This is a genomic window from Paraburkholderia sp. (genome assembly GCF_004298475.1).
In the GTDB taxonomy this organism is placed as follows: Bacteria; Pseudomonadota; Gammaproteobacteria; order Burkholderiales; family Burkholderiaceae; genus Paraburkholderia; species Paraburkholderia denitrificans.
Window position 1 is genome coordinate 144,547 of the sequence record NZ_SCRP01000022.1, and the last position, 20,959, is coordinate 165,505.

Below are 20,959 nucleotides of genomic sequence, written 5' to 3' on the forward strand. Positions count from 1 at the left end.
CTGCGCTGCCGGTGACGTTAGGGCCTGTTCACATGAATTCATGTGAACAGGCCCTAGTGCAGCGCGCCCAGGCTGCGGCGCAGCTTCGCGGAGAACTGGCTGGCCGCTTCGTCGGGCATGCGGCTCGAGTGGATGTGGGCAATGCGCCATTCGCCGCGCTCGTGGACCATTACGTAGGTCGTGAAAACCATCGCGGGTACGGCTTTCGGATCGACCGGCCGATGCGCTTCCACAATGGCGTAGACGACGGTGCCGAGGCTGTCGTAGACGCGGATATCGAGCGGCTCGATCGACACGGGCGCTGCCTCGAACTGCGCGGCGAGCCCTGCGCGGATGTTCGGCAGGCCGTACAGATGGGTGCCGTCCGGACAGATGCAGCTCACGAATTCCTCATCGATCCACAGGCCGATCAAGCTGTCGAGATTCACTTCCGCGACGGCCTGATACCAGGCGTTGAGCGTGTCCGCGGCGGCTTCAAAGTGGTGGGCAAAACGTGGCATGGCTCGATGATCTTGTGCGCCGGGGCGCGGGTTGCGAATCGATACTCGGTGCGTCTGCAGCAGCCGGCGTGCTGGTGCCGCTACAGACGCAGCGCGACTAGCGCTGGCCGAGCAGCATGCCGCGAAGATCGCCGAACACCTGTTCCGGGCTCAGTTCGCGCAGGCAATTCAGATGTCCGAGCGGACATTCGCGCTGGAAACACGGGCTGCAATCGAGATGCAGCCATTGTACCTTTGCGAGATCGGACAAGGGCGGCGTGTGGCGCGGATCCGTCGAGCCGTACAGCGCCACCAGCGGCCGCCGCAGCGCGGCGGCCACGTGCATCAAGCCCGAGTCGTTGGTGACGACAGCGTTTGCGCGCGAGATCAGCGCACACGCTTCGCCGAGTGCGGTCTGTCCACACAGGTTGCGCACGTTCGATGCGCGCTCGGCGATGGCCTGCGCGAGCGGCGCATCCTTCGGCGAACCGAGCGCGACGATCTGCGTGTACGGGAACGACTGGCCCACCATCTGCGCGAGCGCCGCGAAATGCTCGGGCGGCCAGCGCTTGGCCGGGCCGTACTCGGCGCCGGGGCAGAACACGAGGAGCGGCACGCGCGTATCGAGGTTGAAGCGCGCCGACACGCGCGACGCCTCGTTCGGATCCGACTCGAGACGCGGCATCGGCAGGTCGTCGGGGACCGTCGCACCGGGCGCCCACGCGAGCGCCGCGTAGTGTTTGACCATCGGCGGACGTTCGTCCTTCGGCGGATTCGCATGGCGCACGTTCAAGAGGCCGTAGCGGCTCTCGCCCGTATAGCCGATGCGCAGCGGAATGTGCGCGAGCCATGGAATCATCGCGGACTTCAGCGAGTTCGGCAGCACGTAGACGGCGTCGTAGCCCACGTCGCGCAAATCGCCCGCCAGTTGCCAGCGGCGCAGCAGTTGCAGCTTGCCGTGCGCGAGGTCGGTGGCGTAGACGTCGCGGATTTCAGGCATGCGCTCGAGCACGGGCGCGACCCACGTGGGCGCGAGTGCATCGATCACGATGCGCGGATGCAGTTTCACGAGCCGCGAAAGGAGCGGCTGCGCCATCAGTGCGTCACCGATCCAGTTAGGGGCGATTACCAGCGCGCGGCGCATCGGGTATCAGGGTCCGGAAAGTGAAAAAGCTTCCGCGCGCATCGGGCGTGCGGAAGCGGTTAGCAGGGCGGACGCGCCGCAAGACGCGCCGTCGGGCCGCCCGCAGCCTCATGCCGGCGGGCGATGCACAGCGAAACAAGGGCACGCCCGGGAATCCACCCGGGAACTGCGGGGCGCGCGAACGTGGGCGGCGACGGACGGTACAACGGGCGGCTGCGCAGGCGAATGCCGCGCATCCCGCCGCCATGCCACATCGCGCCACATCACGTACGCGCGGCGGCGCGGCGCTCAGTGGCCGTGCACGACCTCGCCGTCGCGCAGCTTGTAGCGCGTGCTGCAGTAGGGGCAGCGCGCTTCGCCGTGGGTCACGTCGAGGAAGACGCGCGGATGGTTGCTCCAGCGCGGCATCGACGGATTCGGGCAGTACGCGGGCAGATCCTTGGCCGACAGTTCGACCAGCGGCATTTCCTTGATTTCGCTCATGAGGACAATTCTCGTAACGCTCGTTGTGGACCGTAGCGCGGCGGCAGCTTCGGCGTCCGCAGCGGGCAAACGTGCATTCTAGCGCCATTTGGCGCACACACGGGCCCTCGCGGGTGCCTGAGGACGCTTTATGTCGCGCCTCGGCACGCCAGCCGGCCAGCGCATTCGAAGGTGTTTGAAAGGCGCCGAAAACAGGTGCCAAAGCGAGGTGCCAAATGCGAGGACGTGCAACGCGCCCGGGAAAAAGCATCATCGGGCATCGCGAAAAAAACCGGACGAAAACGTGCCAAAATGACCGTTCGCCACGGCAAGCGCCCAGATGCGGGCGCCTGCGGCGGGACAGGTGACCGGGCCCGCTCAGGAGATTCGCCGAGGGGCGTCTCGGATCGCTCCGGCGATCGGCTAAAATACCGGTCTCGCAATTCGATGCCGGTTTTCGTCGCGTTCGCCGGATATCAGGCAAGGCCACGAGCAGCGACCCGGGAACACACCAGATCCGGCTCCCGCGCCGTGCACGCCGCGCCAGGTCCGCCCCAGCCCGGGCATCGCGTTGCCACCGCCTTCCCACCATCACGCACAGTCAAGTCCATGAACAAGGTTCTGCGTCTCTCCGATCTGATCTCCGAAGGCAAGCTCAACGGCAAGCGGGTGTTCATCCGCGCCGATCTCAACGTGCCGCAGGACGACCAGGGCAACATCACCGAAGACACCCGCATCCGCGCTTCCGTGCCGGCCATCCAGGCCGCGCTCGCCGCGGGCGCGGCCGTCATGGTCACGTCGCACCTCGGCCGTCCGACCGAAGGCGAATTCAAGCCGGAAGACTCGCTCGCGCCGGTCGCGAAGCGTCTGTCCGACCTGCTCGGCCGCGATGTGCCGCTCGTCGCGAACTGGGTCGAGAACGGCGTGAACGTCGCGCCGGGCAACGTCGTCCTGCTCGAGAACTGCCGCGTCAACAAGGGCGAAAAGAAGAACTCCGACGAGCTTTCGCAGAAGATGGCGAAGCTCTGCGACGTCTACGTGAACGACGCGTTCGGCACCGCGCACCGCGCCGAAGCCACCACGAACGGCATCGCGAAGTACGCGCCCATCGCGTGCGCGGGCCCGCTGCTCGCCGCCGAACTCGACGCGCTCGGCAAGGCGCTCGGCGCGCCGAAGCGCCCGCTCGTGGCGATCGTTGCGGGCTCGAAGGTCTCGACCAAGCTCACCATCCTCAAGTCGCTCGCGGAAAAAGTGGATCAGCTGATCGTCGGCGGCGGCATCGCCAACACGTTCATGCTCGCGGCCGGCCTGAAGATCGGCAAGTCGCTCGCGGAAGCCGACCTCGTCGCCGAAGCGAAGGTCATCATCGACGCGGCGCGCGCGCGTGGCGCTTCGGTGCCGATTCCGAGCGACGTCGTGACCGCGAAGGCGTTCGCGGCGGACGCGAAGGCTGAAATCAAGGCCGTGGCCGACGTCGCCGACGACGACCTGATCCTCGACATCGGCCCGCAGACCGCCAAGGCGCTCGCCTCGCAGCTCGAACAGGCTGGCACGATCGTGTGGAACGGCCCGGTGGGCGTGTTCGAATTCGACCAGTTCGGCGAAGGCACGAAGACGCTCGCGCAGGCTATCGCGAAGTCGTCGGCGTTCTCGATCGCGGGCGGCGGCGACACGCTTGCGGCCATCGCGAAGTACGGCATCCACGACAAGGTCAGCTACATCTCGACCGGCGGCGGCGCGTTCCTCGAATTCCTCGAGGGCAAGAAGCTGCCGGCTGTCGAAGTGCTCGAAACCCGGGCAGCTTCGTAATCAGTCAGTGACTGATAAGTGACTTGGCGCGTCCCGGCGGCAGCCGCGGACGCGGCGCGCAAAATGCGCGCATGCATACCGCGGCGAACACGCCGCCCCGAGGCGCGAAGCGCGCGTGGCCGAAGCGGCCGCCGCGCACATCGCGTGCTCGCACAAAGCGACGCTGTATTTCATCGGCGCGCGTTTCGGCCACACCGCGGGTGCGGGTGAGCCGGTCGGTTCTTCTCGCAGCAACGTTTCTTCCAGCGATCTTTTCCAGACGAGGAGACTCATGCATCGCGCCACCAAGATTGTTGCAACCATCGGTCCGGCTTCCAGTACGCCGGACGTCCTGCTGCAGATGATTCGCGCGGGACTCGACGTGGTGCGCCTCAACTTCTCGCACGGCACGGCGGACGATCACCGCCAGCGTGCGGACAGCGTGCGGGAATGCGCCCGCAAGGCAGGTCGCGAGATTGCGATCATGGCCGACCTGCAAGGCCCGAAGATTCGTGTCGGCAAATTCGAGAACGGCAAGGTCGCGCTCGAACCCGGCATGCCGTTCATCCTCGACGCCGAGTGCGAACTCGGCAACGAAGAACGCGTCGGTCTCGACTACAAGGATCTGCCGCGCGACCTGAAGTCGGGCGACGTGCTGCTGCTCAACGACGGCCTGATCGTGCTCGACGTCGTCCGCGTGATCGGCAGCGAGATCCATACGACCGTGCGCATCGGCGGCGACCTGTCGAACAACAAGGGCATCAACCGCCAGGGCGGCGGCCTCACCGCGCCCGCGCTGACCGCGAAGGACATGGAGGACATCCGCACGGCGATGTCGCTCGGCGCGGACTACATCGCCGTGTCGTTCCCGAAGAATTCAACCGACATGGAAATGGCGCGCCAGCTCGCGAACATCGCGGGCGCGCCGTACGGCATCAAGCCGAGGATGATCGCGAAGATCGAGCGCGCCGAGGCGATTCCCGTGCTGCAGGAGATCCTCGATTCGTCGGACGGCATCATGGTCGCGCGCGGCGACCTCGCGGTCGAAGTCGGCAACGCCGCCGTGCCCGCCCTGCAAAAGCGCATGATCCGTATGGCGCGCGATTCGAACAAGCTCGTCATCACCGCCACGCAGATGATGGAGTCGATGATCTACGCGCCCGTGCCGACGCGCGCGGAAGTGTCGGACGTCGCGAACGCGGTCCTCGACGGCACCGACGCCGTGATGCTCTCGGCCGAGTCGGCGGCGGGCAAGTACCCGGTGCAGACGGTCGAGGCGATGGCCGCGATCTGTCTCGAAGCCGAGAAGTCCGAGCAGCCCGAACTCGACAGGGATTTCCTCGACCGCACCTTCACGCGCATCGACCAGTCGATCGCCATGGGCGCGCTCTTCACGGCGTTCCATCTCGGCGCGAAGGCGATCGTCGCCCTCACGGATTCGGGCTCGACGGCACTGTGGATGTCGCGTCACTGGACCCATGTGCCGATCTTCGCGCTCACGCCGCGCACCGGAAGCGAGCGCGCGATGACCCTTTACCGCAACGTCACGCCGCTGCACCTCGACACCAGCACGGATCGCGACACCGCGCTCCAGCAGGCCGTCGAAGTGGTGGTGAGCAAGGGCTATGCGTCGCGCGGCGACGTGGTGGTGCTGACCGTCGGCGAGCCGATGGGGCAGCCAGGCGGCACCAACACGCTGAAGATCGTCCGTGTGGGTGACGTGCTGTAAGGTTCGACCCGGTTCGCAGATGAAACCGGCTGCAGTCCGCGCGTACGAGAGGCCGCGCGGACTGCCCGCTTTTCAGCCTGCTTGTCAGTTCGCTTGTGAGTCCGCTTTTCAGTCCGCAGGTCAGCTTAATTGCCAGCGCGACGCCATCCCGATATCAGTCCGCTGCCAGCCAGCCGTCAGGACGCCCTGACATGGCATTTTCATGCGGCTGACGCGATTGCCCCGGGAGCGGGCTGGCTTCGCGATAAAATCACGCCATTGCGCCCGCGGCGAGCATGCGGGCGGCGGCTGCCAGGCCGCCTTCGACCGGCCATGCAAGATGGCTGGCGTGACGTAGAAATTCGTTTTAAATCAAAGGAGTAGCACAATGCCTCTCGTATCAATGCGTCAACTGCTCGACCACGCAGCAGAGCACGGCTATGGCCTGCCCGCGTTCAACGTCAACAACCTGGAGCAGGTTCAGGCCATCATGGCCGCAGCCGACCAGGTCGGCGCGCCGGTGATCATGCAGGCGTCGGCGGGTGCGCGCAAATATGCGGGCGAGCCGTTCCTGCGCCATCTGATCGAAGCCGCCATCGAGTCGTACCCGCATATTCCCGTGGTCATGCACCAGGACCACGGCCAGTCGCCGGCCGTTTGCATGGGCGCGATCCGCAGCGGTTTCAGCAGCGTCATGATGGACGGCTCGCTGGAAGCCGACGGCAAGACGGTCGCATCGTACGAATACAACGTCGACGTGTCGCGCCGCGTGGTCGACATGGCGCACTCGATCGGCGTCACGGTCGAGGCTGAACTGGGCGTGCTCGGTTCGCTGGAAACGATGAAGGGCGACAAGGAAGACGGTCACGGCGCCGAAGGCACGATGACGCGCGAGCAGCTCCTGACCGATCCGGAGCAGGCCGCCGACTTCGTGAAGCTCACGCAGTGCGATGCACTGGCGATTGCGATCGGCACCTCGCACGGCGCGTACAAGTTCTCGAAGAAGCCCACGGGCGACATCCTGTCGATCCAGCGCATCAAGGAAATCCACGCCCGCATTCCGAACACGCACCTCGTGATGCACGGTTCGTCGTCGGTGCCGCAGGAGCTGCTCGCGGAAATCCGCGAATTCGGCGGCGACATGAAGGAAACCTACGGCGTGCCGGTCGAGGAAATCCAGGAAGGCATCCGTCACGGCGTGCGCAAGGTCAATATCGACACGGACCTGCGGCTCGCGATCACGGGCGCGATTCGTCGCTACATGTTCGAGAACCCGTCGAAGTTCGACCCGCGCGACTACCTGAAGCCGGCCCGCGAAGCCGCGAAGAAGGTCTGCGTGGACCGTTATCTGGCGTTCGGCTGCGAAGGCCAGGCCGGCAAGATCAAGCCGGTGTCGCTCGACAAGATCGCCGAGAAGTACAAGTCGGGCGAACTCGCACAGATCGTTCGCTGATGCGCCGCGCGCCCGCCATCTCCCGCCGTGCGGCGGGCCGGGCGCGCGAGGTTCTGTGCAACATTCTGCGCCAGCGACATGCAGCAGGATCGTCGCCGTATCCGCCAGTCTGGGGAACGGCGACTGGCTTTTTGATTTACCCTTTTGGTTTACCCGGTTTACCCTTTCGGTCCGGTTTCGAGCCGGCCCCGCCACGTTAAAAATAGCGAATCACGACGATGTCTACCCTCTACGAATCCACGCTCCGCTCGCTGCCGCTCCTCGGCCGCGGCAAGGTCCGCGACAACTATGCCGTGGGCACCGACAAGCTGCTGATCGTCACGACCGACCGTTTGTCGGCGTTCGACGTCATCATGGGCGAGCCGATTCCGCGCAAGGGCCAGGTGCTGAACCAGATGGCGAACTTCTGGTTCGGCAAGCTCGAACATGTCGTGCCGAACCACCTTACCGGCGTCGATCCCGAAACCGTCGTCGCGCCCGATGAAGTCGAGCAGGTGCGCGGCCGCGCGGTCGTCGTGAAGCGCCTTGAGCCGATCCTCGTCGAGGCGGTGGTGCGCGGCTATCTGGCGGGCAGCGGCTGGAAGGATTACCAGGCCACGGGCGCCGTGTGCGGCGTGCAGCTGCCGCCGGGCCTGCAGAACGCGCAGAAGCTGCCCGAGCCGATCTTCACGCCCGCGGCGAAGGCCGAAATGGGCCACCACGACGAGAACATCACGTACGAAGAGATGGAGCGCCGCATCGGCACCGAGCTGTCGCGCACCATCAAGGAAACGGCGATCAAGCTGTACAGGGAAGCGGCCGACTACGCGGCGACGCGCGGCATCATCATCGCCGACACGAAGTTCGAATTCGGTCTCGACAATCACGGCAAGCTGTATCTGATGGACGAGGCGCTCACCGCCGACTCGTCGCGCTTCTGGCCCGCCGACCAGTATCAGGTGGGCTCGAACCCGCCGTCGTTCGACAAGCAGTTCGTGCGCGACTGGCTCGAAACCCAGGACTGGAAGAAGGAGCCGCCCGCGCCGAAGCTGCCGGGCGAGGTGATCGCGAAGACGTCCGCGAAGTATCAGGAGGCGCTCGAGCGCCTCACCGGCCAGACGCTGGCCTGAGGCGTCTCGCCGAACGTGAATTACGTGGATTAACGTCGATGGATGCGCGTGACGGCGCGCATCCCGGGGAAAGGAAGCAAATGAGCGAAGTACAGACGGCTCACCAGCATGCGGCGCCGCTCGTCGGCGTACTGATGGGCTCCAGCTCGGACTGGGAAACGATGAAGCAGGCGGTGGCGATCCTGCAGGAGTTCGGCGTCGCCTACGAGGCGAAAGTCGTCTCGGCGCACCGCATGCCCGACGAAATGTTCGAGTACGCCGAAAAGGCGCGCGAACGCGGCCTGCGCGCGATCATCGCGGGCGCGGGCGGCGCGGCGCATCTGCCGGGCATGCTGGCTGCGAAGACCACCGTGCCGGTGCTCGGCGTGCCGGTGGCGAGCCGGTATCTGAAGGGCGTCGATTCGCTCCATTCGATCGTGCAGATGCCCAAGGGCGTGCCGGTCGCGACCTTCGCCATCGGCGAGGCGGGCGCGGCCAACGCGGCGCTCTTCGCCGTGTCGATCCTGAGCGTGACGGACACGGAATTCGCGAACAAGCTCGCGGCTTTCCGGGTGCGCCAGAACGAAGCTGCACACGCAATGGTGTTGCCGACGCTGTGAGCGCCCCCGCCGGGGCACGGCAACGCGCCTCGCTTTGATATTCGACCTCGACGTTCGACCTCGACGTTCAACCCGGCCTGGCCCGTGCGCCGTCTGCAGCGCCGCGCCAGCCGCGACCGACCACTGAGATGACCCCTGACAACACTCCGGTTTCACCGATCCTGCCCGGCGCCTGGCTTGGCATGGTGGGTGGCGGCCAGCTCGGCCGCATGTTCTGCTTTGCCGCCCAGGCGATGGGCTACCGCGTCGCCGTGCTCGATCCGGATCCGGCGAGCCCGGCCGGCATGGTCGCCGACCGCCATCTGCGCGCCGCCTACGAGGACGATGCCGCGCTGACCGAACTTTCGCGCCTGTGCGCCGCCATCTCGACCGAGTTCGAGAACGTGCCCGCCGCGAGCCTCGACGCGCTCGCCAAATCGACTTTCGTGAGCCCCTCCGGAAGCTGCGTGGCCGTCGCGCAGGACCGCATCGCCGAAAAGCGCTTCATTGCCGCTGCGGGCGTGCCGGTCGCGCCGCACGTGGTGATCGAGTCGTCGCAGGCGCTCGCCGCCATCGACGACGCCGCGCTCGCCGCCGTGCTGCCGGGCATTCTGAAGACGGCGCGGCTCGGCTACGACGGCAAGGGCCAGGTGCGCGTGGGCAACGCCGAGGACGTGCGCGAGGCGCATGCCGCGCTCGGCGGCGTGCCGTGCGTGCTGGAAAAGCGTCTGCCGCTGAAGTTCGAGGTCTCGGCGCTGATCGCGCGCGGCGCGAGCGGCGCGAGCGCCGTCTATCCGCTCGCGCAGAACACGCACCGCCACGGCGTGCTGTCGCACACGATCGTGCCCGCGCCCGACGCGAGCGCCGCGCTCGTCGAGCAGGCGCAGCAGGCGGCGCTGCAGATTGCGGAGAAGCTCGGCTACGTGGGCGTGCTGTGCGTGGAGTTCTTTATCCTCGAAGACGGCTCGATCGTCGCCAACGAAATGGCGCCGCGCCCGCACAACTCGGGTCACTACACGGTCGATGCGTGCGCCACGAGCCAGTTCGAGCAGCAGGTGCGCGCGATGACGGGCATGCCGCTCGGCGACACGCGTCAGCACTCGCCGGCCGTGATGCTGAACATCCTCGGCGATGTGTGGTTCGCCGCCGGTGGAAGCGGTCCGGGCAGTGCAGGCGGCGTGCGCGCGCAGAAAGGCGCCGTGCCCGTCACGCCGCCGTGGGACCAGGTGGCGGCCATGCCGGCCGCGCGCCTGCATCTGTACGGCAAGGAAGAGGCGCGTCCGGGCCGCAAGATGGGCCATGTGAACTTCACGGCGCCGACGCTCGACGAAGCGCGCGTGGCTGCGCGCGACTGCGCGCGACTGCTGCATATCGCCACGAGCTGAGGTTGCACGACGTCATGACCGGTCAGCCGTATCCCACCGATGCCGAAATCGAGCACGCCGCCGCGCTGCTCGACGCGGGCGAACTTGTCGCGTTCCCGACCGAAACCGTCTACGGCCTCGGCGGCGACGCGGCGAACCCCGAAGCCGTCGCGCGCATCTACGCGGCCAAAGGACGGCCCGCGAACCATCCGGTCATCGTGCATCTGCCGCCAGGCGCCGATCCTGAGTATTGGGCCGCCGAATGGCCGGAATCGGCGCGCAAGCTCGTCGCCGCGTTCTGGCCCGGCCCGCTCACGCTGATCGTCAAGCGCCACCCGCGCATCCCCGATGCCGTGAGCGGCGGTCAGGATTCGGTCGGTTTGCGCTGTCCGTCGCATCCGGTCGCACAGAAGCTGCTTGCCGCGTTTTCGGCGCGTCGCGGCGGCCATGGCGGCGTCGCGGCGCCTTCGGCAAACCGTTTCGGCCATGTGAGTCCGACCACCGCGCAGCACGTGCGCGACGAGTTCGGCGCGGCCGTGCATGTGCTCGACGGCGGGGCGAGCGACGTGGGCATCGAATCGACGATTCTCGATCTCTCGCGCGGTTTTCCGGCGCTGCTGCGCCCGGGCCACATCACGCCGCACGATATCGCGCGGGTGCTCGGCGAGGCGCCGCGTCTGCCCGACGGATCGGATGCCACGGCGCCGCGTGCCTCAGGGACGCTGAAGGCGCACTACGCACCGAGCACGCCGCTCGCGCTGCTGCCGTTCGAGGCTTTGGAGCCGCTGCTGTGCGCGGCGCGCGAGAACGGCGAGACCGTGGCGCTCGTGGCCCGCGCATCGCGCGCGCGCGCATGGGCGAGCGCACCGGGCGTGCACTTCGTCGCCGCGCCGGAAGATCCGCAGGTGTATGCACGCGAACTCTATGGCTTGCTGCGGGCGCTCGATCGTGCGAACGTCACGCGCATCCTGATCGAAAAACTGCCCGAGACGCTCGACTGGATCGCCGTGAACGACCGGCTCGGAAGGGCGGCGGCGGCGTTCGAAGCGCGGGAATAAGCGCAGAAAAAACGGGCTCGATAGCCGGACATCAGCCGTACATACGCATGCGAAAAACGGTTCTCGCGAACCGTTCAGTCTGCTGACGAACCCCACGTTTTTCTGAGCGTGGGGTTTTTGCATTCTGGCGAGCCGCCAAGGTTTGACGATGCGGTGTCATGACAGTGGCTAAAGTGATCATTTTGAACCATATTGACCAATTGGATTAATGTGAGCCAAAATAGCCGCTATGTCGTGTCCACTGCACGGGAGTCGAGAGTTTTTATTGGCCGCTCAACAGTGGTGAGCCCTCGGGCAGCGCTTTCGAGAGCGTGCTGCTCGAAATAAATGGGGTGGGGTAAATATGATGAGTAGCACCCTCGTAACTTTCACCGCGAGGGACGCCAAGACCCGTTTCGGCGAGGTCCTGGACGAGGCGCTGGGCCATCCTGTCGGCATCACGCGGCACGACAGGCTCACGGCATACGTGGTATCGAGGCGCGACTTCGATAACCTGCGCAATCGTGTCCAGGAGCTTGAGGATAGGTTGTGGCTTATCCAGGCCGAGGCCGCCCGCAAGGAAGGTTATGCGAGCGACGACGAGGTCGCGGCGTTCCTGCGTGATGCCAGGAACTCAGGAAATGAATCTAAAGATGACGAAGCAGGCGCAAAAAGCCTGCCAAAGCCTTGATGCCAGGCAGTATCGACAAGTCGTTTCCGCAATCCTCGGCCTTCTGCATAACCCGGAACCCCACGATAGTCAGCCGATGAAGGGGGCGGCCCGAGGCGAGCGGCGTGTGGACGCAGGCGAATACCGCGTCATTTATGCCATCGAGGGCGAAACCGTTGATGTGCTTGTGGTCGGTAAGCGTAACGGCGACGAGGTGTACAGAATCTGGGAACGGATGTCGTAAAGGCGGGGCGCTTCGGCGCGCCCGGATTGCTGGCGAACCCCATGTTTTTCGGAACATGGGGTTTGTTTTTTTAGGCGCAGATGGCTGACGAACCCCCAGTCAAAACCAGGCGTTTGTCAGCCATCTGAACGGTTCTCGCGAACCGTTTTTTTTCAGGCGACGCGTGCCGAACGAGGCCGCTTCAATGCGCGCCGCGGCGCTGCGCTTTCTTGCGGACGACATGCTTCGCCGCCCGCTTCGGATGGCGCTGCACGTACATCGGCGCTTCTTCGGGCATGCCCTTGTAGACCCATTCGAGCAGCGCATCGTGCGCTTCGCGCGCGCCTGCCGCGTGCGGGTCGTTGATGAGGCTCACGACGATCCACGTTTCGCCCGTCTGTGCCGCGACGTAGCCCGCAATCGCGCGCACGTCGCGCAGCGTGCCGGTCTTGATGTGCGCGTTGCCGTCCACCGGGGTATTGGTGAGGCGGCGGCGCATGGTCCCGTCGACGCCCGCGATCGGCAGCGAATCGACGAACGGCTGCGCGACGGGGCTCGCGTTCGCGGCCTGCAGCAGCGACGCGAGCGAAAGCGCGCTGATGTGCTCGTCGCGCGAGAGGCCGCAGCCGTTTTCGAGCGCGAGCTCGGGCGCGTAGACGCCGCTCTTGCGCAGGAACGCAGTGACGGCGGCGGCAGCTTTCGCCGGGGTCGCGGGCGCCTTGCCCTCGACGGCGCCGAGCGTGAGAAACAGGTTGCGCGCCATCACGTTGTTGCTGAATTTGTTGATGTCGTGCACCACGTCGGCGAGCGGCGGGCTCTGATGGACGGCGATGAGGTGCGCGCCCGACGGAACGACGCCTTCGCGCACCGTGCCGCTGAAGGTGCCGCCTGCCTGCTGCCACAGCGCGAGGAAGCCGTCGGTGAAGAACGTGGTGTGATTGACGGGCGCGGCCATGTTGAGCGTGCGCTCGCCGCAGCGCGCGGCGTAGCTGCCGTCGAAGCTGGCGGTCACGGTGCCGTTCGCACCCGGTGCGATCTGCGGCGACGGCATCATGCCGACGCATTTGCCGCCGTGCTCGCGGATGTGGTTGTCGATCTGCCATTGCGCGACCGGCGGCACGATGCTGATCGAGACGCCATCGGGCGACGGCGAGTACGTGAACGATACCGACTTGAACGCGTACATCAGCGGATCGGGGCCGACGTTGTACGGGGCCTCGGCGTCGTCGTCGAACGGTGGCAGGTCGCGCGTCGAAGCGTCGAACTCGCTCTTGTCGAGCACGAGTGCGCCGTCGATATGCGCGATGCCCGCAGCGCGGATCTTCTGCGCGAGATCGATCAGTTCTTCGGGGACGAGTTTCGGGTCTCCCGTGCCCTTGATGTAGAGATTGCCGTGCAGCGTGCCGCTCGCGTCGACCTCGCCATCGGTAAACGCGCTCGTGTGCCAGCGGTAGTCGGCGCCGAGCATCGCGAGGCCGGTCCACGTCGTGACGATCTTCATCGTCGAGGCGGGCATCATCGGCTGGCCCGCGTTGACGGCCACGCTCGGCTGGCGGTCGCCGATTTTTTCGATCACCACGCTCACCGCCGAGAGCGGCACGTGCGCGCGCTCGAGGCCCGTCATCACGGAGGGCGGCAGCACGGTGCTCACGTTGACCGAAGGCCGGCGCGCGCCTTCCGGCTGCGCCTGCGCGGCGGGCATGCCGAGGCTCGCCGCGGCCAGTGCGGCGCAGGCAAGGCGCAGGGCGAACACCGCGCGCGCAGGCGTGGCGGCGCGTGTAGCGGACGGCGCGCCGGCCATGCGCGCGGCGCGCGGCGTGACGGGATGCAACGCGGGGCGCAACACGGGGTGCAACACGGGACGCAACAGGGTGCGAAGGCGGGACAGCGAAGCAGGGAGCATGTGGAGCGTCAGATGAATACGGGCGGTGCAAGGGGCGCGCGGCGGGCGAAAGGTACGATCGGTTGCTGTCGCCACGCCGCGCGCATGCGCGAATCCGGGTTGCGGCGTACCGCGTGACGCGATGCGCATCGTGCAAGCCGGGCACATTGCACCGTATTGCACCGTATTGCACCGTATTGCACCGCAGCGCCGCGCGCCGCAAAAGCGACAATTGTAAAGACCCCGCGCGGCGCGCGCGCATCGTGCTGCGACAAAAACCCCGGTGCGTGCGCGAAAGCCGACCGGCGCGACGGCGGCGCGATGGTGGAGTGACGGTGGAGCGGGGGCCGGGGGCGCTAGAATGCACCATCTGCTCCAATCCGGCGCCCGCGCCACCGTCACGCAGCGCCTCCTTGCCAATTCATTACGATGCGAATACTGCTTGTCGAAGATGACCGCATGATCGCCGAGGGCGTGCGCAAAGCGCTGCGCGGCGACGGCTTCGCGGTCGACTGGGTCGAGGACGGCGATGCCGCCATCACCGCCGTGACCGGCGAGTCTTACGATCTGCTGCTGCTCGATCTGGGCCTGCCGAGGAAGGACGGGCTCGACGTGCTGCGCACGCTGCGCGCGCGCGGCCTCGCGCTCCCGGTGCTGATCCTCACGGCGCGCGATGCGGTGGCCGACCGCGTGAAGGGCCTCGACGCCGGCGCCGACGACTATCTCATCAAGCCCTTCGATCTCGACGAACTCGGCGCGCGCATGCGCGCGCTGATCCGCCGCCAGTCGGGCCGCAGCGATTCGGTGATCCGCTACGGCGCGATCACGCTCGATCCGGCGTCGCACCAGGTGACCCAGGACGGCGCGCCGGTCGCGCTTTCGGCGCGCGAATTCGCGCTGCTCGAAGCGCTGCTCGCCCGCCCGGGCGCGGTGCTCTCGAAGAACCAGCTTGAGGAGAAGATGTACGGATGGGGCGAGGAGATCGGCAGCAACACGGTCGAAGTCTATATCCACGCTCTGCGCAAGAAGCTCGGCGCCGACCTGATCCGCAACGTGCGCGGGCTCGGTTACATGATCGCGAAGGAAGCGTGACGCGCCGATGAGTTCTATCCGGAAACAACTGCTTTTCTGGCTGCTCGCGATCGTCGTCGCCGGTGTCGTGCTGGCGGGCTGGCTGATCTATCGCCAGGCGCTGGCCGAAGCCAACGAACTGTTCGACTACCAGCTGCAGGAAATTGCCGACGCATTGCCCTCCGAGCCGTTCAGCGAGATTCTCAGTTCGCGCGACACCGGCAACGAGGGCATCGTGCTGCAGATCTGGAACCGCAACGGCGTGCTGATGTACTACTCGCATCCGCGCGTGCCGCTCGCGCCGCGCACCGAACTCGGCTTCTCGACCGAGCGCACCGATCGCGGCGACTGGCGCGTGTATGGCGCGATCGTCGGCGACAACTTCGTGCAGCTCGCGCAACCGGTTTCCGTGCGCAACCGTCTCGCGGCGAACGTCGCGCTGCGCACGCTGTGGCCGCTGATCGTGCTGCTGCCGTTTCTGGGGCTTGCCGTCTGGCTCGTGGTGGGCCGCGGGCTCAAGCCGCTCGCGCGCGTCACGAATGCGCTCGATACGCGCCATCCCGAAGCGCTCGATCCGCTGCCCGAGCAACGGCTGCCGCGCGAAGTCACGCCGCTCGTGCGCGCGCTGAACGCGCTGCTCAACCGTCTCGCGCAGGCGCGCGACACGCAAAAGGCCTTCGTCGCCGATGCCGCGCACGAACTGCGCACGCCGCTCGCCGCGGTGCAGATCCAGGCGCAACTGGTTGCGCGCGCAAAGGACGACGAGGCGCGCCGCGAAGCGCTCGACGATCTGCAGGCGGGCGTGACGCGCGCGACGCGGCTTGCCGAACAGTTACTCGCGCTCGCGCGCTCCGAACCGGACGGCCATGTGTGCGCGCAAGACGTCGATCTGCGCGTGCTGCTCGAAGATTGCGTGGCGTCGCGCGCGACCGTTGCGCAGCAGCGCGGCGTCGATCTCGGCATCGAGCACAGCACCGATGCAACCGTGCACGGCGACGCCGACGCGCTGCGCGTGATGCTCAACAACCTGCTCGACAACGCCACGAAATACACGCCGGAAGGCGGGCGCGTCGACGTGGCGCTGCGCCTCGACGGCGGCCATCCGCTCGTGCGCATCGCCGACAGCGGGCCGGGCATTCCGGTCGCCGAACGCGCGCGCGTGTTCGACCGTTTCTACCGCGTCGGCGCGGGCGCTTCGCGGGCGCGCACGGACGTCTCCGGCACCGGCCTCGGGCTCGCGATCGTGCGCCGCATCGCGGATCAGCACAACGCGACGATCACGCTCGGCGATTCGCCAGCGGGCGGTCTTCAGGTCGACGTGCGTTTCTGAGCCCTGCGGCGCACTTTTTGCGTGGGGGTCGCCGGATTAAGACTCCTTTAAGTGACGCCACGTAGTCTTTGTTCCGTCATTACAAGCACAACACGTCCCCGCTTCAAGGAGTCCGCAATGAACGCAAAAGTCTTAACTCGCAGTGCCGTGGCGATTGCCGTAGCCGCCGCGTTGTCGGCGGGCTATGTAGCCGGACGCCATGACGTTCCGACCCCGAACCTCGTTTCGCCGGCCCAGGCCGCCGCGATGATGCCCGCGGAAGCCGCCGCCAAAACCGGCGTGCCCGATTTCTCCGGTCTCGTCGAAACCTTCGGGCCCGCCGTCGTCAACATCAGCGCCAAGCACATGGTCAAAGAGACCTCGATGCATGGCCGCGTGCAGCAGCTGCCGATCGATCCGAGCGATCCGTTCTACCAGTTCTTCAAGCATTTCTACGGCAACCATCCGGGCGCGGGCGACGGCGGCGGCGAGTCCGACACGCCGAGCGCGAGCCTCGGCTCGGGCTTCATCATCAGCCCGGACGGCTACATCCTCACGAACGCGCACGTGGTCGACGGCGCGAACGTCGTGACCGTGAAGCTGACCGACAAGCGCGAGTTCAAGGCGAAGGTCGTCGGCGCGGACAAACAGTCGGACGTCGCGGTGCTGAAGATCGACGCGAAGAGCCTGCCGACCGTGAAGATCGGCGATCCGCACCAGAGCAAGGTCGGCCAGTGGGTCGTGGCAATCGGCTCGCCGTACGGCTTCGACAACACCGTGACCTCGGGCATCATCAGCGCGAAGTCGCGCTCGCTGCCGGAGGAGAACTACACGCCGTTCATCCAGACCGACGTGCCGGTGAATCCCGGCAACTCGGGCGGGCCGCTGTTCAATCTGCAGGGCGAAGTGATCGGCATCAACTCGATGATCTACTCGCAGACGGGCGGCTTCCAGGGCCTGTCGTTCGCCATTCCGATCGATGAGGCCATGAAGGTCAAGGACGACCTCGTCAAGACGGGCCACGTGAGCCGCGGCCGCCTTGGCGTGGCGGTGCAGTCGGTGAACCAGACGCTCGCCGATTCGTTCGGCATGGACAAGCCGCACGGCGCGCTCGTGAGTTCGGTCGACGCGGGCGGTCCTGCGGCGAAGGCGGGTCTGAAGCCCGGCGACGTGATCCTTTCGGTGAACGGCCAGCGCGTGGACGATTCCACGGATCTGCCGGCGCTGATCGCCTCGATGAAGCCGGGCACGAAGGCCGACATTCAGTTGTGGCGCGACAAGTCGACGAAGACCGTGAGCGCGACGATCGGTGCGCTCACCGATACGAAGGTTGCCTCGGCCGATACGCACGGCGCGCAGATGCAGGGCCGGCTCGGCGTTGCGGTGCGCTCGCTCACGCCGGACGAGAAGAGCAACGCGTCGGTCGATCACGGCGTGGTCGTCGAACAGGCGGGCGGCGCGGCCGAGAACGCGGGCATCCAGCCGGGCGACGTGATCCTCGCCGTGAACGGCCGCCCGGTGACGAGCGCCGAGCAGCTCAAGGACATGATCACGCACGCGGGCAAGAGCATTGCGCTGCTGATCCAGCGCGACAATGCGCAGATCTTCGTGCCGGTCGATCTTGGCTGATTCCGGCTGATCCTGCGCCGTAAGGTCCTTTAGGGTCCGCTTGGGGCCGGCCGCGCGCCGGGCCACTCACTTGCTGCCGTTATTCACTGCCGCCGCTGGCCTCTGGACCGGCGGCAGTGTCGTATGCGGCGTCCGTTCGCTTCGCACGCCAGGCACGCGAATTGCTCATTGTTTCGTCGTAGTGGATGTGTAAGGAGTGGCACGATGAAGACGTTCCGGAATTCGCGCCAAATCGCTTCGGCGGCTTCGGCGCTGCTGGCGGCCGTCGCGCTCGGCATCGCGGGCACGGCGGCGGCGCAGCAAAACAGTACGGGCGGCACGGTCGGCGGCTCGTCCACCGACAACACGAGCGCGGGCAACGCCAACGGCACCGGCATGCCGCAAATCCAGCAACAGGGCGCGGTCTCGTACGTGTCGGGCGGCGTCGGCGAGGACGAGTCGATGGCGCTGCGGCAGGCTGCCCACCGCTGGCCGCTGTCACTGCGCTTCACCGGCACCGGCGGCAACTATCTTGCCGACATCCATGTGAAGATCGCGGACGCACACGGCACGAACGTGCTCGATACCACGTCGCTCGGGCCGTACATGCTCGTGAAGGTGCCGCCGGGCCGGTATTCGGTCCACGCGAGCTACGCTGGCGTCGCGAAAACGAGCGCGGTTACGGTCGGTTCGAGCGGCACCGCGCGTGCCTCGTTCACCTGGTGAATACCCGGCAGCCCCGCCAGGCGGGGCGTGCGGGCCCGCACGCCCGGCATCGAAGTTCATACAAGGCGGCGAAGTTTCGCCGATAATGAAGTCGTGAGCGGGTTGCGGCGCGTGCCGCAGCCCGCTCAGGGCCAAAAGAGGAGCGGGGCCGAAAGCAAAAGCAAGAGCAAGAACGGGGCGCCGCGTACGAACGCAGGCGCGGCGTAGGCCCTCAGGCCGTGCACAGCGTAGGCGGGCACTGCCGCGACCATTCAGGGAGCCGGATATGGCGGTCAATCCAGACGCCGAACATCGCATCGATATCGTCGCCAACCGTCATCGCGTGCGCGTGATTCACGGCGGCATCACCATTGCCGACACGCTTTCGGCACTGACGCTCTCCGAAACCGGTTATCCGGATGTGTTCTATTTCCCGCGCGCCGACGTGAACATGGCGCGACTGGAACGTTCCACGCATACGACGCGTTGCCCGTACAAGGGCGAGGCGTCGTATTTCCATCTGCGCACGGAGGACACGCGTGTCGAAGATGTTGCGTGGAGCTACGAGGCGCCGCTTGCCGGCGTCGAAGGCATCAAGAACTTTGTGGCGTTTTACGCTTCGCGCGTAGACCGGATCGATCAGACATCCTGACCGGAACGATCTGCCGGGCGCTATCGTGGGAGCCGCCATGGAACTGAACGACGCCTTACGCATTCCGCTTGCGCCCTCCGTCGTCTGGACGGCGCTGCAGGACAGCGCGCTCGTGCGGGCGAGCATGGAGCACTGCGAATCGTTGCGGCGTCTCGGGCCGGGCGAGTACGCCTTGACGCTCACCGTGCCGCTCGGGCCGTTGCGCGCGCGTTACGAAGTGCGCGCTCACCTTGCCGCCGACGCCGCCCAGGTGCCGCTCACGCCGCGCCGCGTACTGAGCTTTCGTGCGCGCGCCGACGGCATCGGCTCGCTGCGCGGCCAGATCGACGTGGCGCTGCGCGCCGACGATGAGCCGGGCGGCCCGGCGGGCATCTGCAAGGGCACGAGCACGCGTATCGACTATTCGGTGTGGGCGACGCTCACCGGCCCGCTGGCCGAGTTGCCGGCGCGCCAGCTGGAAAACGCGCTGCACGAAGTCGCCGACGATTTTTTCACCGAATTCTGCGCTGTCGTCGAAGCGAAGCACGGCACGGGGCCGAATCGCGTGGCAGGGCAGGCGCCGCGCCGCACGCACGTATTCCTGCGGCCGATCAGCCTTGCGGGCGTTGCGCGGCGCGCGCGTTTGCTCCCGCAGCAATACGGCGGCACGCTGAGCGGCCGTGCGGCAAGCACGCTGCACCATGAGAGCGCGCCGCACGCCATGCCGACGTGGGCGTGGGCCGCGCTGATTTTCTTCGTTGCGCTGCTGCTTTACGTGGCGCGGCGCTTCACGGGCGGCTGAAGACGGCCGTAAAAGCAGCGGGGCGTGCGCGTCCCGCCGTGCTTCTCCGCTCTGCGGCCAAGCCGTTCAGGCGGGTTCTTTCTTCGCAGGTGTTCCGGTTCGCAATACCGGGCTGTAGCGCAGCGTGTCGAGCATCGCATCGACGTGCTGGTCGGCGCTCGTCGCGACATCGAAAATATCGGGCAGGATGGCCATGTCGCGCAGCGCGCCCGTGATGAACGAGTGCAGCACGCACGACGCGCGCTCGGCGTCGAGGTCGGCCGGTAGCTGGCCCTTCGACATCGCATTGCGCAGGCCTTCCCGGATCCGCTCCAGCCCCTCGCGCATGGTCGACTGATGGCGCGCCATCACGGGCCCCATTTCCTCCACGAACTCGCATTTCAGAAACAGGATTTCGAACACGCGGCGGCGGCGCGCGTCGGTTGCCGTGTTGCGCAGGCACAGCACGCACAGGTCGCGGATGCGCCCGAGCGGATCGGGCTCCGAGGGATCGGTCGTGGCCGCCTTCAGCTCGTCGAGCGGCAGCACCACGCGGTCGAACATCGCCGTGAAGACGTCTCCCTTGTTCGTGAAGTGCCAGTAGATCGCGCCGCGCGTGACGCCGGCAGTCTGGGCGATATCGGCAAGAGACGTGCGCGAAACACCCTTCTCGAAGAAGACCTACTCGGCAGCGTCGAGGATCCGGCTACGCGTCTCCAGCGCTTCCTCTTTCGTACGGCGGACCATGTTTCAGCGTTCTTTTAATAAATTGCAGGAAGAGCGAATCGGACAGTTTTTAACGTGCGGGATTCAATTTTGGCCACACAAAGCGAGTGTAGTGAGCAAATCGCGTTGACGCTTGCCACTGACGAAGTATGCTCGCTTTTTACATGCATTCGTGAATGTATCTATAATAGCCCCCCACTATCCCTGTGCCTCGAGTGGTGATATCCGGTT

19 protein-coding genes and 1 pseudogene are annotated in these 20,959 nt (G+C 66.5%); 15 read left to right on the top strand and 5 right to left on the bottom strand.

The features are described 5' to 3' along the window. Nucleotides 1–53: 53 nt before the first annotated feature. From EPN59_RS11885 to EPN59_RS11895, 3 genes are all read right to left on the bottom strand, one after another. Nucleotides 54–500, bottom strand: a complete 447-nt coding sequence (locus tag EPN59_RS11885; protein WP_293039811.1) for a nuclear transport factor 2 family protein — start codon at nucleotides 498–500, stop codon at nucleotides 54–56. A gap of 97 nt (nucleotides 501–597) precedes the next feature. Then, entirely contained in the window at nucleotides 598–1,623 is a 1,026-nt protein-coding gene (gene waaF / locus EPN59_RS11890) for a lipopolysaccharide heptosyltransferase II (RefSeq protein WP_293039813.1), read from the bottom strand. A gap of 288 nt (nucleotides 1,624–1,911) precedes the next feature. Next, nucleotides 1,912–2,106: a zinc-finger domain-containing protein gene (locus tag EPN59_RS11895; RefSeq protein WP_293039815.1), complete on the bottom strand. Its 195-nt coding sequence runs from the start codon at nucleotides 2,104–2,106 to the stop codon at nucleotides 1,912–1,914. A gap of 588 nt (nucleotides 2,107–2,694) precedes the next feature. Between EPN59_RS11895 and EPN59_RS11900 the strand changes: the two genes are divergently transcribed. The 9 genes from EPN59_RS11900 to EPN59_RS11940 all read left to right on the top strand — a co-directional run bounded on the left by EPN59_RS11900 (nucleotide 2,695) and on the right by EPN59_RS11940 (nucleotide 12,036). Then, complete coding sequence (locus EPN59_RS11900; RefSeq protein ID WP_293039816.1) at nucleotides 2,695–3,894, top strand: phosphoglycerate kinase; 1,200 nt, start codon at nucleotides 2,695–2,697, stop codon at nucleotides 3,892–3,894. A 271-nt stretch (nucleotides 3,895–4,165) separates the two neighbouring features. Then, nucleotides 4,166–5,602: a pyruvate kinase gene (gene pyk / locus EPN59_RS11905; protein ID WP_293039818.1), complete on the top strand. Its 1,437-nt coding sequence runs from the start codon at nucleotides 4,166–4,168 to the stop codon at nucleotides 5,600–5,602. A 367-nt stretch (nucleotides 5,603–5,969) separates the two neighbouring features. Next, nucleotides 5,970–7,034 (top strand): class II fructose-bisphosphate aldolase, encoded by a 1,065-nt coding sequence (gene fba, locus EPN59_RS11910; protein WP_293039820.1) that lies wholly within the window; start codon nucleotides 5,970–5,972, stop codon nucleotides 7,032–7,034. Nucleotides 7,035–7,252: 218 nt separating this feature from the next. Then, nucleotides 7,253–8,143: a phosphoribosylaminoimidazolesuccinocarboxamide synthase gene (locus EPN59_RS11915; RefSeq protein WP_293039822.1), complete on the top strand. Its 891-nt coding sequence runs from the start codon at nucleotides 7,253–7,255 to the stop codon at nucleotides 8,141–8,143. An 80-nt stretch (nucleotides 8,144–8,223) separates the two neighbouring features. After that, entirely contained in the window at nucleotides 8,224–8,742 is a 519-nt protein-coding gene (gene purE, locus EPN59_RS11920) for a 5-(carboxyamino)imidazole ribonucleotide mutase (RefSeq protein WP_293039824.1), read from the top strand. Nucleotides 8,743–8,870: 128 nt separating this feature from the next. Beyond that, on the top strand, nucleotides 8,871–10,106 hold the full coding sequence (locus EPN59_RS11925; protein ID WP_293039825.1) for a 5-(carboxyamino)imidazole ribonucleotide synthase: 1,236 nt from the start codon (nucleotides 8,871–8,873) through the stop codon (nucleotides 10,104–10,106). A 14-nt stretch (nucleotides 10,107–10,120) separates the two neighbouring features. Beyond that, the gene (locus tag EPN59_RS11930; RefSeq protein ID WP_293039827.1) at nucleotides 10,121–11,143 is read left to right on the top strand and encodes an L-threonylcarbamoyladenylate synthase; all 1,023 of its coding nucleotides are present in this window, start codon (nucleotides 10,121–10,123) and stop codon (nucleotides 11,141–11,143) included. Nucleotides 11,144–11,486: 343 nt separating this feature from the next. Further along, on the top strand, nucleotides 11,487–11,813 hold the full coding sequence (locus EPN59_RS11935) for a type II toxin-antitoxin system prevent-host-death family antitoxin (RefSeq protein ID WP_293039830.1): 327 nt from the start codon (nucleotides 11,487–11,489) through the stop codon (nucleotides 11,811–11,813). After that, nucleotides 11,776–12,036, top strand: a complete 261-nt coding sequence (locus EPN59_RS11940) for a type II toxin-antitoxin system RelE/ParE family toxin (RefSeq protein WP_293039833.1) — start codon at nucleotides 11,776–11,778, stop codon at nucleotides 12,034–12,036. The genes EPN59_RS11935 and EPN59_RS11940 overlap by 38 nt, the downstream gene beginning before the upstream one ends. A gap of 181 nt (nucleotides 12,037–12,217) precedes the next feature. Here EPN59_RS11940 and dacB read toward each other — a convergent pair whose 3' ends face one another. Continuing rightward, on the bottom strand, nucleotides 12,218–13,816 hold the full coding sequence (gene dacB, locus EPN59_RS11945) for a D-alanyl-D-alanine carboxypeptidase/D-alanyl-D-alanine-endopeptidase (protein WP_293039869.1): 1,599 nt from the start codon (nucleotides 13,814–13,816) through the stop codon (nucleotides 12,218–12,220). Nucleotides 13,817–14,326: 510 nt separating this feature from the next. Here dacB and EPN59_RS11950 point away from each other — a divergent pair. The 6 genes from EPN59_RS11950 to EPN59_RS11975 all read left to right on the top strand — a co-directional run bounded on the left by EPN59_RS11950 (nucleotide 14,327) and on the right by EPN59_RS11975 (nucleotide 20,023). Continuing rightward, complete coding sequence (locus EPN59_RS11950; protein WP_293039836.1) at nucleotides 14,327–14,989, top strand: response regulator; 663 nt, start codon at nucleotides 14,327–14,329, stop codon at nucleotides 14,987–14,989. Between the two features lie 7 nt (nucleotides 14,990–14,996). Continuing rightward, the gene (locus EPN59_RS11955; RefSeq protein ID WP_293039838.1) at nucleotides 14,997–16,298 is read left to right on the top strand and encodes an ATP-binding protein; all 1,302 of its coding nucleotides are present in this window, start codon (nucleotides 14,997–14,999) and stop codon (nucleotides 16,296–16,298) included. 117 nt (nucleotides 16,299–16,415) lie between these two features. Next, entirely contained in the window at nucleotides 16,416–17,906 is a 1,491-nt protein-coding gene (locus tag EPN59_RS11960) for a DegQ family serine endoprotease (RefSeq protein WP_293039841.1), read from the top strand. Nucleotides 17,907–18,110: 204 nt separating this feature from the next. After that, the gene (locus EPN59_RS11965) at nucleotides 18,111–18,611 is read left to right on the top strand and encodes a carboxypeptidase regulatory-like domain-containing protein (RefSeq protein ID WP_293039844.1); all 501 of its coding nucleotides are present in this window, start codon (nucleotides 18,111–18,113) and stop codon (nucleotides 18,609–18,611) included. A 265-nt stretch (nucleotides 18,612–18,876) separates the two neighbouring features. Then, nucleotides 18,877–19,242 (top strand): DUF427 domain-containing protein, encoded by a 366-nt coding sequence (locus EPN59_RS11970; RefSeq protein WP_293039847.1) that lies wholly within the window; start codon nucleotides 18,877–18,879, stop codon nucleotides 19,240–19,242. A gap of 37 nt (nucleotides 19,243–19,279) precedes the next feature. Further along, the gene (locus EPN59_RS11975; protein ID WP_293039850.1) at nucleotides 19,280–20,023 is read left to right on the top strand and encodes an SRPBCC domain-containing protein; all 744 of its coding nucleotides are present in this window, start codon (nucleotides 19,280–19,282) and stop codon (nucleotides 20,021–20,023) included. Nucleotides 20,024–20,089: 66 nt separating this feature from the next. Here EPN59_RS11975 and EPN59_RS11980 read toward each other — a convergent pair. Further along, nucleotides 20,090–20,749 (bottom strand): annotated as a pseudogene (locus EPN59_RS11980) (TetR family transcriptional regulator). Between the last annotated feature and the right edge of the window lie 210 nt (nucleotides 20,750–20,959).